General features: G+C 66.8%; 8 protein-coding genes and 1 tRNA gene. 4 read left to right on the forward strand and 5 right to left on the reverse strand.

Features of this window, described 5'->3' with window-relative positions:
* The first annotated feature begins 76 nt into the window (after window positions 1-76).
* Window positions 77-5,314 (forward strand): peroxidase family protein, encoded by a 5,238-nt coding sequence (locus tag RH91_RS02810; RefSeq protein WP_010161003.1) that lies wholly within the window; start codon window positions 77-79, stop codon window positions 5,312-5,314.
* The gene (locus tag RH91_RS23010; protein WP_051116665.1) at window positions 5,245-6,471 is read left to right on the forward strand and encodes a calcium-binding protein; all 1,227 of its coding nucleotides are present in this window, start codon (window positions 5,245-5,247) and stop codon (window positions 6,469-6,471) included. Before RH91_RS02810 ends, RH91_RS23010 begins: the two co-directional genes overlap by 70 nt.
* A gap of 677 nt (window positions 6,472-7,148) precedes the next feature.
* Here RH91_RS23010 and RH91_RS02815 read toward each other — a convergent pair.
* A tRNA-Thr gene (locus tag RH91_RS02815) sits at window positions 7,149-7,224 on the reverse strand.
* 185 nt (window positions 7,225-7,409) lie between these two features.
* Here RH91_RS02815 and RH91_RS02820 point away from each other — a divergent pair.
* Together RH91_RS02820 and RH91_RS02825 are read left to right on the forward strand one after the other, a co-directional pair.
* A complete protein-coding gene (locus tag RH91_RS02820) occupies window positions 7,410-8,747 on the forward strand; it encodes a PAS domain-containing protein (protein ID WP_010161005.1) in 1,338 nt (445 codons plus the stop codon).
* A 59-nt stretch (window positions 8,748-8,806) separates the two neighbouring features.
* The gene (locus RH91_RS02825; RefSeq protein WP_010161006.1) at window positions 8,807-13,432 is read left to right on the forward strand and encodes an NAD-glutamate dehydrogenase; all 4,626 of its coding nucleotides are present in this window, start codon (window positions 8,807-8,809) and stop codon (window positions 13,430-13,432) included.
* 327 nt (window positions 13,433-13,759) lie between these two features.
* On the opposite strand, the gene RH91_RS02830 is transcribed toward RH91_RS02825, so the two are convergent.
* The 4 genes from RH91_RS02830 to RH91_RS02845 are packed head-to-tail and all read right to left on the reverse strand — an operon-like array spanning window position 13,760 to window position 18,766.
* On the reverse strand, window positions 13,760-14,851 hold the full coding sequence (locus RH91_RS02830) for a PepSY-associated TM helix domain-containing protein (protein WP_010161007.1): 1,092 nt from the start codon (window positions 14,849-14,851) through the stop codon (window positions 13,760-13,762).
* On the reverse strand, window positions 14,851-15,534 hold the full coding sequence (locus RH91_RS02835; RefSeq protein ID WP_010161008.1) for a Fe2+-dependent dioxygenase: 684 nt from the start codon (window positions 15,532-15,534) through the stop codon (window positions 14,851-14,853). Before RH91_RS02835 ends, RH91_RS02830 begins: the two co-directional genes overlap by 1 nt.
* Window positions 15,528-16,268, reverse strand: coding sequence for a tetratricopeptide repeat protein (locus RH91_RS02840; RefSeq protein ID WP_010161009.1), 741 nt, complete (start codon window positions 16,266-16,268; stop codon window positions 15,528-15,530). The genes RH91_RS02835 and RH91_RS02840 overlap by 7 nt, the downstream gene beginning before the upstream one ends.
* Entirely contained in the window at window positions 16,268-18,766 is a 2,499-nt protein-coding gene (locus tag RH91_RS02845) for a TonB-dependent receptor (RefSeq protein ID WP_010161010.1), read from the reverse strand. The genes RH91_RS02840 and RH91_RS02845 overlap by 1 nt, the downstream gene beginning before the upstream one ends.
* Between the last annotated feature and the right edge of the window lie 90 nt (window positions 18,767-18,856).

Here is an 18,856-nt window from a genome sequence, read left to right on the forward strand (position 1 = left end):
AGATGTCGTTTCCCGGACATGCTCTGGAGTCGACGGCATCGATTGCGTCTGCAGTGGTAAGTCAAGGGGATCAGACATGCCTACCTATCGCAACGGCCTGAAGCCATTCGTCCTCGACGGCACCGACCTGTCGTTTCTGCTGGATCAAGTGAACTTTCGGCCGCTGTTCGACGCGGCGGGAAATGCGATCGTGGGGTGGAACGGTGTCGGGGCGATCTACGACGCGCACCATCAGCAGCTCTGGAACGGGGACCTCCTGTCCGGAACCGGCCCTACATCGGCTGACGCGGCGGTCCACCAGTTCGGATCGTCCTACTATTCGTCGGTCGACCTCGCCGGGCTTCGCGACGTGACCGGCACCAACAACAACCTGCTGCTGGCAAACTCGAAGTGGGGAGCGGTCGATCAGCACTTCAGCCGCATCGCGCCGGCCGACTACCAGCACTACGTCACGATCGATCGTGGAACACAGGCCGGCGCCTTTGCCGCGAATAAAGACTATTACGGGAAGTACAGCGACGGCAGCGTGGTCGACGGGACCCCGCTCGGCCAGTTCGGCGTCTCTCCGACGATCAATACCAATTACACCATCACGACGGCGGGTACGACCAATGCGCTTGCCGCCGACGGCACGCCGATCTCGATCCAGAACGTCGTCGACTACACGCCCCGCATGATCAGCCTGGCCACCACGACGGCGGGCGTGGTCTACGACACGTGGGCGAACCACGCGTCCGATCCGGCGGCGAGCACGCATGCGCCGACGGAGATCTACTACGACGCCAAGGGCGTCGCCACGGTCACCGACTGGGGCGACCTGAAGACGGTGCACGACGGCGGTCTCGGCCAGGTCGACACGCAGGCGCGGCTCGCGGCATCGGCAGGCCAGGACGATCATTTCATTGGAGGTCTCAATCCGGGAGTCTCGCCGTCGAATGGCTTCTTCGTCCTGTTCGGGCAGTTCTTCGACCACGGTCTCGACTTTATCGGCAAGGGGTCGGCGCAGACGATCAAGATCGCGCTCGCGACAGACGATCCGCTGTACGGCATGAAGGGTTCGGACGGGCAGCCCGTGCACGAGATCACCATCACCCGTGCGACCGTCGACAGCGTGGATGCCAGCGGCAATCCGCAGTACGTCAACCACTCCTCGCCCTACATCGACCAGAGCCAGACCTACGGGTCGCACGAGCAGCTGACGAACCTGTTGCGCGAGTGGGTGCCGGATCTGACGACGGCCAGCCCGTCCGACTTCCATGCCGGCATGAAACTGTTCGACGGGCATACGCTCGCGACCCAGTGGCAGGCGGCCGACGGTACGCTGTCCACCCGCACGCTGCCGACGCTGGATGAACTGCGTGCGCACGTCGAGGCGACCGGTCGCGACGCGTTGACGTGGGAGGACGTCAACAATCTGCGCAACCGCGACGCTTCGGGGCACGTCATCGCCACCGGCCAGCCGGGTGCGGGGGTCAGCGGCAGCGCGCTCCTGCTCGACATGAACCCGCGCTTCGACATCGGCCACATGCACGGCTTCCAGGACGCCAATGGCGACGGCGTGCAGCAGGCGACCGAGGTCAGCTACGGCACCGCCGCCCAGTCGGCGTCGGTCGATGCCGCGATCGCGACCATCGATGCGGCCGTCAAGGTCCAGTTCGGCGCGGGTTCGAAGTTCGCGATCGATCCCACGACGCACAAGCTGACGCTGTTCATGCAGACGCTGGATCCGCAGGCGCCTCCTGGAACGCCGCATACGCTGGACGGCGCCAGCGCGCTCTTCCCGTTCGTCAACTTCGCCGACTTCAGCATCACGACGCCTGCGGGTGCGGTGCATGACGCGGTGGGGCAGATCCTGCTCGCCTCGGTCGGCGACCACTATATCGCGGGCGACGGCCGCGTGAACGAGAATTTCGGGCTCACCTCGATCCATCACGTTTTCCACGAGGAGCACAACTTCCAGGTCGGCAACCTGATGGACGCGCTCCACCGCGACGACACGGTGACGGGCGACCCGACGCATGCCAAGCTGCACGCCTTCCAGATCGACACCCACGCCACGAACGCGGCGGGCGACTTCGTCTTCTCCGACGGATCCATTGCCTGGGATCAGGACAAGATGTTCAACGCCTCCAAACTGATCGTCGAGATGGAGTATCAGCATGCCGCGGTCGACCAGTACGCCCGCAACGTCACGCCGAACATCCAGGAGTTCGTCGGCTACACCTCAAGCGTGAATGCCGACATCTCGCTCGAATATTCGCAGGCGGCGTTCCGCTTCGGCCATTCGACGCTGCGCGAGACGATCGACACGATCGATCCTACCAAGGGTCTGACCGGCAAGATCATGGGCTATGCCCTGCGCGATGCATTCCTCAGCCCGGAGAAGTTCGCCGACGTCGGGCCGGCCGCCATCGTGCTCGGCATGTCGCATCAGCAGATGAACGAGGTCGACGAGTTCGTCACGCCCGCGCTCAATCAGGGGCTTCTCGGGCAGCCGCTCGATCTTGCCGCGATCAACATCGCACGCGGTCGCGACATCGGCATCCCCACGCTCAACGACTTCCGCGGGGCGATCGGCCTGGCACGCTACACGAGCTGGACAGATTTCGGCCAGAACATGCAGCACCCCTCGTCGCTGGTGAATTTCATCGCGGCCTACTCCTTCGACGGCGACATGGCCAAGGCCGGCGCCATGGTCGGTCTGGTAGACGGGTCGATCGCCGAGGGCGCTGACGCCGCGATGCGCTTCACCACCGCGCAGGCATATGCCTTCATGAGCGGCGATGCGACTCTCGGCGGGGCCGGCACGCTTGGCTTCAACGCGATCGACACGTGGCTGGGAGGCTTGGCCGAGGTCCATCAGCCGGGTGGACTGCTCGGTGAGACGTTCGACAAGGTGTTCGTCGCCCAGATCGAGTCGCTGATGGACGGTGACCGTTTCTACTATCTCTACCGTCTTGCCGGGCAGCAGTTCGGCGAGGAGGTCGGTAACGCCCAGCTGAAGGACATCGTCGAGCGCAACACCGGGCTCTCGCACCTCAACGGCAACATCTTCGGCTATGCCGACGAATACGTCGATCTGAGCGCCCATAAGGAAATCGCGGCAGCGTCTGGCAGCGAGGTCAAGACCACTGGAAACGATCACAAGTACGGCGATGTCTACGATTCGGACGGGGCGTTCGTCTCGGCCGGAGCGCTGACGCTCAACCCGACGCTCGGCATCTATTCGAACGGTGGTCTGGGCAACAAGAACGACGGTCACGTCGTGACCATAGGGGGTGTCCAGTACATTCAGGACACGCGTCTGGCCGATTCCGCGGCGACCCAGGTCAACGACGGGGTGAATCTCGATGGCACACCCAATTCCGGAGCGGAATCGAGCGAGGTCATCGTCGCCACCGACCATGCCGATCTGATCTATGCGCAGGGCGGCGACGACACCGTCTACGGCGAGGGCGGGAACGACATCATCTACGGCGGCTACGGGATCGACCGTCTCTACGGAGGAGACGGCAGCGACAGGATCTATGGTGGAGACAATCCCGATCTGATCGACGGCGGCTCGGGCGACGATTTCCTGTACGGGGAGTCGAGCGGGAGCGACATCAACGGTTCGGACCAGATCATCGGAGGTTCGGGCAACGACTTCATCTCCGGCGGCACCGGGATCGACAAGCTCTCGGGCGGCACCGGTGACGACACCATTTACGGAGATCAGGACACCGATCCGTTCACGCACGGCAGCGACGGCAACGACTATGTCGATGGCGGCACGGGCGGCGACATCCTGTACGGCGACAACGGAGACGACGTGCTCGTCGGCGGTGCCGATCAGGACCAGCTGTTCGGCGGCAACGGAGACGACATCCTGCGGCCGGGCGACCAGACCGGCGCGCTGACCATCGGCACCGACGAGGTGCTGGGTGGCGACGGCGTCACTGACGAGGGCAATACACCCGGATCGACCGGCTTCGACCTCGTCGACTTCAGCGACAACGCGGCGCGGCCCGGCGGCATCACGTTCGATCTTGCGAACCAGACCAATCCGGGCACGACCGTTACGGGCATTCCGACGCAAATCGCCACCGCGCAGATCGAAGGGGTCATCGGCTCCGTCGGTAATGACCACATCCTCGGCGATGCAGGGGAGAACTGGATCATCGGTGGCGGCGGCAACGACGTGTTCACCACCGATGGCGGCAACGACATCATCATCGGTGGTTCGATCCGGCTCGACGCGCTGATCGGCAAGTACGAGTCGGCACCCAATGTGCTCTCCACGTACGATCACAACAACGACAATGCCGGCCTTACCGCGGCGGACCAGCTCCAGGATGCGCAATATGCCGGCGCGTCGCACCGTGTCGGCTACCTGGACACGCTCGCCACCTCCGGTGACAACGCCGGCATCATCGACGCGGCCAATGCCCAGCTCGGGGGAGTCGACTACTCCAAGCACTTCACCGAGATGCTGCGGTCCGACCAGTTCAAGAACACCGTGCTGGGCGATGCCGCAGGCACGGCGCTGTCCGGACAGTCCGACACGCTCGTGCTCCAGGGAAGCCGCAACGACTACGTCATCCAGGAGGTCGTGTTCGCCGGGCACAAGATCCTTCGGATCACCGGTGCGGCGAGCGGCAGCGATCTGGTGGTCGACGTGAACAACTATCAGTTCGTATCCGGCGGCACGACCACGAACTATACGTTCGAGCAGCTCGCGGTCAGGACCCTGTCGGTGTCCGACGTCGCGGTCGGGGAAGGCCTCAACGGCGTCCATGCGATGACGTTCACGGTGACGCTGTCCAGTCCTGCGACGAATGGTCCGGTGACGGTGAACTACGCCACGGCGAATATCACCGCCACCGCAGGTTCCGACTATGCGGCGGTTTCGGGCACGCTCACCTTCGCCGCCGGGCAGACCACGCAGACCGTCACGGTCAACGTAACGGGCGATCAGCAGCAGGAGCTGGACGAGACGTTCGGGCTGACGCTTTCGGGCGCCGTCAACGCGACCATCCTGCGCGCGACCGCGGTCGGCTCCATCCTCAACGACGATCTCGTCGGCACTGCCGGGGCTAACGTCCTGACCGCCCCCAATGGCGGGGTCACCGGCGGCGTGACCCTCGACTATTACATCTCAGGTCTCGCCGGTGCCGACACGCTGACGGGTGGCATCGGCAACGACCTGCTTGATGGCGGGGCCGGCGTAGACCGCATGGTCGGCGGGCTGGGGACGACACCTACGTGGTCGAACGCGCCACTGACGTGGTGGTCGAGACCGCCGGTCAGGGCACGGACACCGTGCAGTCGTTGATCAACAGCTACACGCTGGGCGCGGATGTGGAGAACCTGATCTTCACCGGTGTCGGCAACTTCACCGGCACCGGCAATGCACTGGACAACGTCATCACCGGCGGCGCCCTGAACGATACGCTCAGCGGCGGTGGCGGCAACGACACGCTGAACGGCGGGGCCGGAAACGACACGCTGGATGGTGGCACCGGGAACGACGTCATGATCGGCGGCATCGGAAACGACGTCTACGTGGTCGACTCGGTCGGTGACGTGGTGACCGAGCTTCCCGGTGGCGGCACGGATCTCGTCCAGACGACGCTTGCGAGCTATGTGCTCGGCAGCGACGTCGAGGATCTGACGTTTACGGGAATTGGTGGCTTCACGGGCACCGGCAACGCGCTTGCCAATACGATCACAGGCGGCACCGGGGCCGACACGCTCAGCGGTGGTGGGGGCAACGACACGCTCGTCGGTGGCGCGGGGGCAGACGTGCTCGAGGGTGGAACCGGGAGCGACACGCTCCAGGGCGGCGCGGACTCGGATACGGCCACCTATCTGCATGCGGTCGGCGGCATCTATGCCGACCTCGGCGTGAACAACGCGTTTGCGCGCGAGACCAGCCTGACGGTTGGCACGGTGGCGGTGGTCGGAGGCGCTTCGGCATCGGTGCTCTCCTCCGACACGCTGCAGTCGATCGAGAACCTGACGGGTTCGGATTTCGGCGATCGCCTCGTCGGCAGCAATGCGGCCAACATTCTTTCGGGCGGCGGCGGTGCCGACATCCTGCAGGGTGGCGGCGGCGCCGACCTGCTGACCGGTGGATCGGGAGCGGACGTCTTCGTCTATACCGCCCTTTCGGATTCAACCGTCCTGGCCGCCGGGCGCGATACGATCCTGGATTTCACCAGTGGCAGCGACAAGATCGATCTCCGCGCGATCGACGCAAACACCCGCCTCGGCGGGGACCAGGCGTTCACCTTCATCGGCGGCGGCGCCTTCACCGGAAGCACCGCGATGAACGCGTTCCAGCAGTCCCAGCATGCAGGCGAGCTCCACATCGTGGCGGGCGTGCTGTCCGGGGACGTCAATGGTGACGGGATCGCGGACTTCGCCATCCTGCTCTCCAACGTCAACGGGGTTACGCCCACGCTGCAGGCTGCCGACATCGTCCTCTGAACTGGATCCAGTGCTTGGCCACCGCCAGGCACTGGATCGTCATGTCCTCGCCCGGCGCTGCGCCCGCGCCCGGAGCGCCCCCCCCGCCGCCATCAAGACCCCAAACCCGGCGGCGGGGCGTTTCTTCCCCTTCGAGCCTTCAACCGGGGCTGTGTTTGTCGCACAACCACCTCTTCACTTCATTTGCCGGGTTTCGATTGCCAGCGAAAAAACGGGAATGTCCTGACAATGGAGACACCGTACGACAGACGTCTGAATGCCTCGAAACCGTCGTTCAAAAGTGGCCGTCCCGCCATCTCCATAGGTGCCAGTTGATGCGCTGCGACCCACCGGATGTCCGAATGTCTGATTCCCCCGCTCGGCGAGCTTGCGATGGCCTGTCCGGGATAGAGGCAGGCGCGGTACCGGCGGTCGAAGGGAACGCCGGCGCGGGAAAGCAGAGCGACCGGCTTCTGCGCGCGCGGCTAGTGCCGGGGCTGGAGCCGTTGACTCTGCCTGGTCAAACGATTCGCTACCTGCAGGGCGGCTCGGGTATTCGTTTCCGTGGAGAATTTTACGAACACTCAAGGAGGTGTCCTGAGGTTCATTCGGTAGGGGCCACCCAGGGGCCACGGACTGACGAACGCCCTAAGGTCTCCACTGACACCCGAATTTGTTTTGATAATCAATGGTTTAGATGGTGCCGCTTACAGGACTCGAACCTGTGACCCCCGCATTACGAATGCGATGCTCTACCAACTGAGCTAAAGCGGCACGCACGATGCCGGATCGGCGATCGTGGAGGCGGGCGCTTATCAAATGGCTTTGGCGCTGGCAAGCACCAACCCCGTTCGCCCGTGGAATTTTGCGATCCGCCACCCCTTTACCTCACGTTTACCACGCAGCGTGCACAAGGCTCCCGGTAACGGTCCCCCCGGGCCAGATAGGGCGTTTGCGCAATGGATCATGTTCGTGACTTCGATGACGGTCGGACCGGCACCGATGATTCGGGCCGCACCCTGCAGGAGGGGCAGGAGGCGGGCGGCGACGATCTCGCCGAGACGCAGATCGCGGTCGGCACCGACGAGCGACGGATGCATGTCCGCGCGTACAACTACTGGGTCTCGCTGCTCGGTGGCCGCGGCTATCCGTCGATCAACGATCTCGACCCGGGCACGATCGCCGATTTCGGGCCGCACAGCGTGCTGCTCGATTTCACCAAGGGTATCGAAAACCCCGGGATCGCCTATCTCGGCCGCGCCTTGCGCGAGGAATGTGCGCTCGATGGCAGCACGACGCATATCGCGCAGGTGCCGAGCCGCTCGCTGCTGTCGCGGCTGACCGATCATTATCTGCAGATCATCGCCAATCGCTCGCCGATCGGGTTCGAGGCGGAGTTCGTCAGCACGCGCGGCCACAACACGCTGTACCGCGGCATTCTGATGCCGTTCTCCTCCGACGAGGATACGATCGATTTCATCTACGGCGTGATCAACTGGAAGGAACTGGTCGACGCCGAGATGCAGGCGCGGCTTCACGCCGAGATCGAGGCGGCGCGAGTCACGCCCCGGTCGACGCCGAGCGCCCCGGTATGGGCGGACGGCCCGAGCCACGCGCTGAGCGAAGCGGGCACCGACGAAGACGACGACCGGGATCCCGTCGATTCGGACGACGCGGCCCTGCTCGAGGACGACCCCCACGCCCGGCCCGAGGACAGCCTCGCCGACCGGTTGATGCTCGCGCAGCAGACCGCCGCCGCGGTCCGTGCAGCGGATACGCGCAGCCGTGCGACGCTGTATCGCGCGCTTGCCCGCGCACATGATTTCGCCGCCGCTGCCGATGCCGATCCGCACGGCTATGAAACGCTGCTCGCGGCCGCGCGAATCGCCGTCCAGTTGCGCGCGCCGATGACCCCGGTCGTCAAGCTCGTGTTCGGGGCCGATTACGACAAGACCCGACTGACCGAATATGCCGCGGTGCTGGCCCACGCCCGGCGGATGGACGTCCCGACCGGCGGACTGATCGATTTTCTCGACGGGTTCGACGGTGGGATCAAGGGCGTGGTCAAGGCCGAGCGGCTCGCCCGCACGCCGACCGCCAAGCCGCGCAAGACCCCCTCCGCCATGCTGGCGAAGCGCCCGACGCTTGCCAGCGTCACGCTGTCCACCACACCGCACGAGGGCGATTACGTCGTCCTGCTCGCGCGCTCCGGCGCACCCGGCACGCTCGATATCGTCGCGACGATCAGCGACGACAGCGCGCTGACCGAGCGCGCCATGCGCCGCGCGACCAGCTGAGAAATGTTGCACCGCCACAAGTCTTGAGGTCGCGGTGCGACCGGCGCATAGGGGCGCGCATGCCTAAGACCACGCTCAAATCGCTGTCGGATGCGCTTGCCGTCCGGCTTACCAAAGGTGCTCTCCCCGGAGAATTGCAGGGCTTTGGGGAGGCCGAGCGTGCCACCGCCGCCGGCTTCGTCGCCGCCACCGCCGAGCAGCGCGCACCCGCCACCGCGACGATCGCGCTCGAGCCGCTCCCGGCGACCGACCCGCGCCGCCTGATGCGGCTCGCGATCGTCAATGACGACATGCCCTTCCTGGTCGATTCGATCGCCGCGACGATCGGCGCGCACGATATTTCGATCGACCGGATCATTCACCCCGTGCTGCGCGTGACGCGCGATTCGGACGGCGCGCTGACCGAAGTCGACGAGGGTCCCGCCGAATCGATGATCTATATCGAGCTCGAACGCGTCGATGCGCGCGAGCGGCGCGAGCTCGTCACCGACCTTGCCAAGAACCTCGCGGATGTGCGCGCCGCGGTCGGCGACTGGCATGCGCTGCAGGACGCGCTGGCGGCGGATATCGCGACGCTGCCCGAGGGCGAAGGCAGCGCGCTGCTCGCCTGGCTGCTCGACCGCAACATGACGCTGCTCGGGCACCAGACGTGGTCGGGTACTGGGTCGGGTACCGGCACGACTGATGAAGCCACCGAAGCGCAGGCCCTCGGCATCGCGCGCAATCCGCAACCCGTACCGATCCTCGCCGAAGCGTCGCGCGTGCTTGCGATGCGCTGGTTCGAGGATGGTGGCGAGGCCCCGCTCCTGCTCAAGTCCAACCTCATTTCGGGCGTCCACCGGCACGTCCCGCTCGATCTAGTCCTCGTGCCGCTGCGCGACGGCGCGCGCGTGGCGGGCTTGTCGATCCATTCGGGGCTGTGGACCAGCGCCGCGCTCGGCGCGGCGCCCGAGGATGTCCCCGTGCTGCGCGCACGGCTCGCCGCGCTCGAGGCGAAGTTCGGGTTCGATCCGAAGGGGCATACCGGCAAGGCGCTGACGCATGCGCTCGCCGCGCTGCCGCATGACCTGATCACCGGTTTCACGCCCGAGGCGCTCGAGAATGTCGCGCTGACCGCGATGTCGCTGGCGGATCGCCCGCGGCCCAAGCTGGTGCTGGTGCGCAGCACGCTCGGGCGGCATCTGTTCGCGTTCGTGTGGCTGCCGCGCGACGACCTGACCACGGCGCGCCGTCTCGCGATCGGCGAGATGCTTGCCGAGGCCGCGAACGCGAGCGTGCTCAACTGGTCGATCGCGGTCGACGACACGATCGCGCTGATCCGCTTCACGCTCGACCTGCGCGAAGGCGGCGTGCTGCCCGAGACCGAGGCGCTGGATACGCGGATCGCGCGGATGGTGCGCGGCTGGGTTCCCGCGGTCGAGGCGGCACTGGTCGAGCAGACCGATGCCGCGCGGGCAGCGCGGCTTGCGCTCAAACATGCCGCGGGGTTCCCGCAGGGGTATCGCGCGGCCAACACCGCGGATGAAGCCGCGCGCGACATCGTGCGGCTGGCGCGGCTGGAAAACCCGGGCGACCGTTCGGTCCGGCTGTACCGCGACGAGCGCGGCGCGACCCGGCTCAAGATCTACCGCGAGGGCGGTGCGCTCGCGCTGTCGGATGCAGTGCCGGTGCTCGAGAATTTCGGCTTCCGCGTGATCGAGGAACTCCCCACCGCGCTGCTCGGCGACGAACAGGGGTTCGTCCACGAATTCCTCGTCGAGATGGGCGGGACTGTCCCCGATGCGACACTGCTCGAGGACGCGATACGCGCGGTGCTCGAGAATCGCGCCGAGAACGATGCGTTCAACCGGCTGATCGTCGATGCCGGGCTGTCCTCGGAATCGGTGCTGCTGTTCCGTGCGTGGTTCCGCTATCTGCGGCAGGCGGGGCTGACCTATGGCCTCGTCACCGTGGTCGATGCGCTGCGGCGCGCGCCGAAGGTCGCCGCCGCGCTGGTCGAGCGGTTCACCGCCGCGCACGATCCGAAGCGCGATCGTTCGGGGATCGAAGCTGCCGATGCCGCGATCGATGCGGGGCTCGATGCCGTGTCCGCGATCGACGACGACCGTATCCTGCGCTCGCTGCGCAGCGTGATCGCCGCGACGCTGCGCACCAACGCGTTCGCGCCCGCCGGCCAGGTCGCGCTCGCGTTCAAGCTCGACAGCCACCTCATTCCCGGCCTCCCGGCGCCTGTTCCGTGGCGCGAGATGTGGGTCTATTCCGCGCGGATCGAGGGCATCCATCTGCGCGCCGGCCCGGTCGCGCGCGGCGGCCTGCGCTGGTCCGACCGGCGCGACGACTTCCGTACCGAGATCCTCGGGCTGATGAAGGCGCAGCGCGTCAAGAATGCGGTGATCGTGCCGACCGGCGCGAAGGGCGGCTTCTATCCCAAGCAGCTTCCGCCCGCGTCGAACCGCGATGCGTGGCTTGCCGAGGGGACCGAAAGCTACCGCGTGTTCATCCGGACCTTGCTGTCGATCACCGACAACATCGTCGAGGGTGCGGTGGTCCACCCGCAGGACGTTGTCGTGCATGACGGCGAGGATCCCTATTTCGTCGTCGCCGCCGACAAGGGCACCGCGACCTTCTCCGACGTCGCCAATGCGATCGCGCTCGAGCACGGCTTCTGGCTGGGCGATGCGTTCGCGAGCGGCGGGTCGGTCGGTTACGACCACAAGGCGATGGGGATTACCGCCAAGGGCGCGTGGGTCAGCGTCCAGCGCCACTTCGCCGAGCGTGGCACCGACGTCCAGACGCAGCCGATCCGCGTCGTCGGGTGCGGCGACATGTCGGGCGACGTGTTCGGCAACGGCATGTTGCTGAGCCACGAACTCAAGATCGTCGCGGCGTTCGACCACCGCCACATCTTCCTCGATCCCAACCCCGATCCCGCCGCCTCGTTCGCCGAGCGCACGCGGATGTTCGCGCTGCCGCGTTCGAGCTGGGCGGATTATGACGGCGCGCTGATTTCGGCGGGCGGCGGGGTGTTCCCGCGCACCGCCAAGGTGATCGCGCTGACCGACGAAGTCCGCACCGCGCTCGGCATCGCAGACCGCGAGATGGAGCCGGGCGCGCTGATCTCGGCGATCCTCAAGAGCCCGGTCGACCTGATCTGGTTCGGCGGGATCGGCACCTATGTGAAGGCGCGCGCCGAGAACAACATCGCGGTCGGCGACCCGGCCAACGATCGGCTCCGCGTCGATGCCGAGGATCTGCGCGCGACCGCAATCGGCGAAGGCGCGAACCTGGGCGTAACGCAGGCCGCCCGCATCGCCTTCTCGGCGCATGGCGGCCGGATCAACACCGACTTCATCGACAATTCGGCGGGCGTCGATTGCTCGGACAATGAGGTCAACATCAAGATCGCGCTCAACCGCGAGATGATCGAGGGCCGCCTCGCGTTCGAGGATCGCAACGCCTTCCTCGCCGGGATGACCGACGACGTCGCGCATCTGGTGCTCGAGGACAATCGGCTCCAGACGCTCGCGCTGTCGATCGCCGAGGCGGGCGGGGCACAGACCGTGCCGAGCTATGTCCGGCTGATCGAGATCTTCGAGGCGTCGGGCTCGCTCGACCGCGCGGTCGAGGGGCTGGCGGGGAATGACGACCTGCTCCGCCGCTCGGCCGAGGGCCGCGGGCTTACCCGGCCCGAGCTTGCGGTGCTGCTCGCGACCGCAAAGCTTGCGTTGCAGGCGGCGATCGAACGGTCGGGGCTTGGCCTCGCCGATGAATTGCTGCCCGATCTCCACGCCGCCTTCCCGCGCGCGATGCAGGAACGGTTCGGCAAGGCGATCGACGAGCATCGGCTGCGCGGCGAGATCGTCGCGACCAAGCTCGCCAACCGCATCGTCAACCGGATGGGCGTGCTCTACCCGTTCGAACTGGCCGAGGAAGAAGGCGCCGCGATGAGCGACATCGCGGGCATGTTCGTCGTCGCGGAACGTCTGTTCGACCTCCCCGCCCTGTGGCGCGAGATCGAGACGACCGACATGCCCGAGGCAGCGCGGATCGCGCTGTTCGACGAGGTCGCGGTGGCGACGCGCTCGCAGATCGCGGACCTGCTCCGCGCAACGCGGACCGGGTCGGGGCCGGGCGATACGCTCAAGCGGCTCGGCAAGGGCATCGTCGAACTCGACCGGCAGACCAAGGCGTTGCTGCTCGACGAAGCGAGCGCGCAGAGCGCGCGGATCGCGGGCGCTTTGGAAGCGGCGGGCGCGCCGGCCGCGCTGGTGCAGAAGGTCGTGCGGCTGTTCGAGCTCGACGGCGCGGTCGGGCTTGCCGATCTCGGCGACCGGCTCGGGATTGACGAGACCGTGCTGACGCGCGCGTTCACGCGGCTCGGGCAGGCGCTCGGGCTCGACTGGGCGCAGGCGAATGCGGCGCGGATCGATTCGAGCGACCCGTGGGAGCGGCTGCTAATCGCGGGGCTGGCGCGCGACTTCCAGCAATTGCGGCTCGAGTTCCTCGCGCGCTCGGCGGGCGGGAAGCGCGATCCGCAGGCGCTGGTCGAGACGTGGCTCGGTGACAATGCGGCGCGCGTCGCGCAGTTCAAGGCGGTGGTCGACCGCGCGCGGCTGGCGCCTGCGCCCAATGCCGCGATGCTGGCGCAGATCGCCGGTCAGGCACGGGTGTTGCTGGGGCGGTAGGCGGTCGGGTGAACAGGTTTGCGTCGCTGCCCGGTGCAGGGACGCGAACCTTTCTAACGAAGTCGGGGGCATCACGGCGGCACGCGCCCTCTCACACTCCGTCCTTCCCGCGCGGGCGGAACCAGGGCATGGAGCGGCCTGAGGTTTGATCGTCACCCCTCGCCTCAAAAGCCGCCGTCATGCTGAACTCGTTTCAGCATCCACCGCGCAACAGGCATAGTCCGCCCCCGCGGAGGGCTGGATCCTGAAACGCGTTCAGGATGACGGATGTTGAGGACCGACCGAAACGACGGCAAGCGGTGGCAAAGGCTTGAAAGAAGAGCCCCCCTACGCCGCAGCCCGCGCGCGCTGCTTTGCCTTCAGCGCCGCCTTCCACCCCCGCGCGCGCCACCACATGATGATCCCCGTCACCGCCAGCACTGCGGGCAGCACGCCGCCCAGAAACACCAGCAGCTGCCAGACGAATCCCATCCGCGTCCCGTCATGCAGCCGCCGCATCGTCCGCGCGAGCGTCTCGGGTTCGGCGCGCGCGGGCTTCGCGCGCCCGGTGGCATCGTCGACCGTCACGCTCTTCGCTTCGCCCAACTGGACCTTCCACTCGGGCTTGCGGTTCGTCGGCCACTCGACGCGCGACACCGTGCCCGGCGCCACACCGCCAGCCCGCGCAAGCACGGCATCGAGCGCGAGCGTCGGACGCTCCAGCGCGACCGGCCGCCCACCGCCGGGACCACCCGGGCCACGCGGCGCGCCACCGCCGCCTGCGAACACCTGCGGGAACGCAATCCACACCCCGGTCAGCGACAGCACGAACAACGGCAGCGCGATCCAGAAGCCGAACAGATGGTGCAGATTGGTATCGGTGTTGCGATGCCGCCGCCAGCGCAGGCCCCGCGCCCAGCGCCCGACCGTCGGCCACCACAGCCACAAGCCCGACACGCTTGACAGCAGCATCGCCACCCCGATCCACCCGACGATCTGCCGCCCGACGCCGGGCACCAGCAGATTCCCGTGGAGATTGTGCAGCACGCGGAGCACGCCGCTCGCGCTGGAGCCGACCGCAAGGATCTTCGCGGTCGGCGGATCGAGATAGACGGTCGTGCGCAGCGGCGGCCCGCGCCGGGCAGGATCGGGCGGGGTGATCGCCGTCACCTGCACCGGCCCCTCCCGCTCGGGCAGCGCAAGACTGGCGATCCGCTCGCCGGGCTTGAGCACCCCACGTGCCACCGCGACATAGCGTTGCGGGTCGAGCGTGGTCGGGCCGGTCGTCGCATAGCGTGCCGGGTTGAGGACGCGATCGACCGCTTCGTCCCACACCAGTATCGCACCGCTGAGCGAGAGCGGGATGATCAGCACCGCAAGCAGCAGCCCGATCCATTTGTGCACCTGGAACCAGGCGTTGCGCAGCGCAATTCTCGACATCAGACCTCCGCCCAGCGGCGCAACAGATTGTGATAGACGCCCGTCAGCCGGACGATCTCGGGATCATCGCTGCCGAGCCGGGCTGCGATCGACTGGATCGCAGTGTCCTGTTCGAACAGCAGCGCACGCGCGGCATCGTCGCGGACCATCGACTGAAGCCAGAAGAACGATGCGATCCGCGTTGCCCGCGTGACGGGGGTGACGTGATGGACGCTCGACGCGGGATAGAGCACGAGCTGCCCCGCCGGAAGCTTGACGCGCTGTTCGCCGAATTGCGTCGCGATGACGAGTTCGCCTCCGTCGTAGCTGTCGGGATCGGACAGGAAGAGCGTCGCCGACAAGTCGCTGCGGATGCGGAAGTCGCTGCCGCGCCGGATACGGATCGCGGTGTCGACATGCGCGCCGAACGCGTCGCCCTCGGCATAGCGATTGAACAGCGGCGGGAAGACCTTCAGCGGGAGCGCCGCCGCCACGAACAGTGGCGACGCCGCGAGCGCATCGAGCACCATCGCCCCGCCGGTGCGCGCGGCGGCGCTGTCCTCGGGCAATTGCGTGTTGCGCTTGGCGAGCGCGGATTGCGCGCCCGAGGTCGCATTGCCGTCGATCCAGTCGGCGGCGTCGAGCGCCGCGCGCAGATCGGACACTTGCGCGGGCGTGAGCAAGTCGGGGATCACGGTCAGCATGACGCCCCCCGGATCGCCTGGACGCCGCGCGCGCGGAACGCCGCGATGTCGGATGCCGCGAGCCACGCCGCCGCCTTGTCGACGAACGCAGGCGTCGCGCTCGCGCCAACGCGGCGGAGCCAGCCGAGCGCATCCTCAATCTTGCCCGCCGCGCCGAGCATCCGCGCATGGTTGAACGCGCCGCGAAAGTCGCCGCCCTGCGCCGCGCGCGCGTAGCAAAGCGCCGCTGCCGCCATGTCGCGCTCGACCACCCAGCCGTCTTCGTGAAAGCTGCCGATGAAATTGATCGCCTTCGCGTTGCCGAGTGCCGCCGCTTTGCGGAACCAGCCGAGCGCCGCCGCCTTGTCCTCCGCCATGCCCTGCCCGAGCGCGAGCAACGTCGCGTAGTTATACATCCCCCAATCGAGCCCCCGCTCCGCCGCGATCCGGTAGCACGCCGCGGCGCGCGTCTTGTCGGGCGTGGTCCCCCAGCCGAGATCGTAGCAGCGCCCGACCATGTTGATCGCCATGACATGATGCTGCGCCGCCGCGCGCACGAACCATTCGAGCGCGGCGGGGGCATCCGCCGCCACCCCTGCCCCGTCGAGCAGCATCTGGCCGTACACCGCCTGCGCATCGGCGATGCCCGCCTCCGCCGCCGCGCGGACGAACGCCGCGCGCTCTTCGGGCGATCCTGCCAGATGCGCGGCGATCTCCTCGGGCGACAGTGCCGCCAGTTGCTCCCCGGTCAGCATCAGAATTTGGCGGTGATCGTGCCGAACACCGTCCGGCCCGGCGCGATGCTCGCGTAATGCGAGGCGAAGGTCTGCGTGAAATAGACCTTGTTGGTCAGGTTCTGCGCATTGACGCTGAGTTCGATATTGCGCGTGACCGCGTAGCTCGCGCGCGCATCGAAGCGCCAGTAATCGGGGATGCCGCGCGACAGGGTGACGGTAGCGGGACTGATCGAGACGACCCCGGCGGTGGTCTGCGTCGCGGTGCGATTGTCGGCATAGCCGCCATATTGCCGCCCCATGTAGATCGCGCTGCCGCCGATCTGCAGGCCCTTGACCACTTCGTAGTTGGTCGTCGCGGTGAAGCTGTGCTGCGCGGTCTGCGGCACCTGCTTCCCGGTGTTGACCGACGCGACATAGACCGTCTGCGCAGCCGCCGGGCCGTTGGCGGCGGCGGTCAGCGCGCTGTTGCCGCCGTCGATGATCTTCGGGTCGAGATAGGTATAGCCCCCGAATACCGTCCAGCCGGGCAGCAGCGTCCCGCTGGCGTTGAGTTCGATCCCGCGGATCCGCGTCTTGCCGAAAAAGCCGACGGTATTGGCGTCGACCTGGACGCGTGCGTTGGTGATGTCGGTCTGGAACACCGCCACGCCCAGCGCGAGTTGCTCGTGGAACAGGCTCGCCTTCGCGCCGACCTCATAGGATTTGGTCTTCTGGACCTTGAGGCTGTCGAGGATCGCGAGATTGGCCGCGGTATTGGTGGTCGGCAGCGCATTGTCCTCGCGCCCTTCGCCAAGCAGCGCGTTGGGTGGGGTCGCCGCGGTGGCGTAGCTCGCGTAGAGGCTCGTCTCGCTGGTCGGCTTGAACACCAGCCCTGCCTGCCAGTTGAACAGGGCGTCGGTCCGCGACAGCTTCGAGGCTGTGGCACCGGTGGCGAACGGCAGCGTCACGGTCGACTTGAACCGGTCATAGCGCGCGCCGAGGTTGAGCATCAGTTGCGGGAGCAGCGTGATCGAATCGAACCCGTAGACCGAGATCGTGGTCGCATCGTTCTGCGTCTCGGTGTTGGTGGCCCCGCGCACGATCGGCGTCGCGACGCTCGACGTGTCGCTGGTGGTATTGACCCAGGGGTCGGACGGGTTGGGGTCGAACAGGCTGGTGCAATAGAAACGCGCGATCGTCGCGGTGTTGCAGCGCGGGCTGATGGTCGACCCGTTGGCCGAGACGAAGGTCCCGCGCCGCGTCTTTTCCCACGCGACTTCGGTCCCGACCGCGAAGCTGTGCTTGATCCCGCCGGTGGTGATCGTCCCGCTCAGGTCGGTCTGGTCGATCAGGCTCTTGGTATAGCCATAGCGCGTATTGCCGCGCCGCCACACATAGCCGCCGGTCAGCACGTCGCCGCGCGCGCCTGCCGCACCCGTGGTTGGGTTCGTCGCAGCGGTGCCGAAGACATTGCCCTGGCTGTCGTCGGGGAGCGTGAAGATATAGGACTGTTCGCTGTGCGCGTAGCGCGCGGTGTTGCGCAGCGTGATCTTGCCGAAATCTTGCTCGACCCGGAGCATCGCCTGATTGGTGGTGGCATCGCGGAAGTCGCGATCCTCGAGGCCGTAGAACGCCGAGCGCTTGACGGTGCCGGTCTGGCCGCCACGCGTGGTGATCGTGCCGATCGCGGGCGTGGTGAAGACGTTGCCCGCCGGCAACGCGCAATTGGTCGCCGAGCAGACATATTGGTACGGGATGCCGCTGTCGGGCAGTTCGTGGTTCTCGAGATAGTAATAGCTCGCGGTCAGCCGGGTCGGCGTGCCGAGGCCAAGCGTGACGCTCGGCGCGAAGCCCCAGCGTTTGGCGTAGATCGAATCGCGGTCCGCAAACTTCTGGTCGTGCCATAGGCCCTGGAGCCGGACCGCGGCGGTGTCGCTCACGCGCACGTTCACGTCCCCGGTGACGCGCTTGAAGTCGGCATTGCCGTAGCTCCCGCTCACCGAACCGAAGGTCTTGAGTTGCGGCAGCCGCGACAGGATGTTGAGCGACCCGCCGGCATTGCCGCGCCCGCCGAGCGTCGAATCCGACCCGCGCACGATCTGGATCGTCTCGACCGCGAACACCTCGCGGGTCTGCGACGACAGGTCGCGCACGCCATCGACATAGACGCTGCCCTGGCTGTCGAACCCACGGATGAAGGGGCGATCGCCGATCGGATTCCCGCCCTCGGCCGCACCGAAGGTGATGCCGGGGACGGTGCGGAGCGCGTCCTGAAGCGAGGTCGACCCGGTCTGCTGGATCACCTGCTTGTCGAGGACGAGGATCGACTTGGCCGTGTCGACGAGCGGCGCAACCTGCTTGGGGTCGCGGCGCGGCTCGCGCTGACCGTGGACGACGATGTCGAGCTTCTGGTCGGGGTCTTCATCGTTGGCGGGGGGTGGCGGGGGTGCGTCGTTGGCGAACGCGGGCAAGCTGGCAAAGGCACCGACGCAGGACAAGGCGAGATAGGCAGGCTTGCTTGTTGCGAGACGTGACACTGAAAGACCCCTTATCGTTGGGCCCTCGCTATTGCGAGTCACTCGCATTGTCAACGCTATTGAGAATTACTCTCATCTGTGCGCGCGGGA

The organism is Sphingomonas sp. PAMC 26617 (genome assembly GCF_000242835.1).
Classification (GTDB): Bacteria; Pseudomonadota; Alphaproteobacteria; order Sphingomonadales; family Sphingomonadaceae; genus Sphingomonas.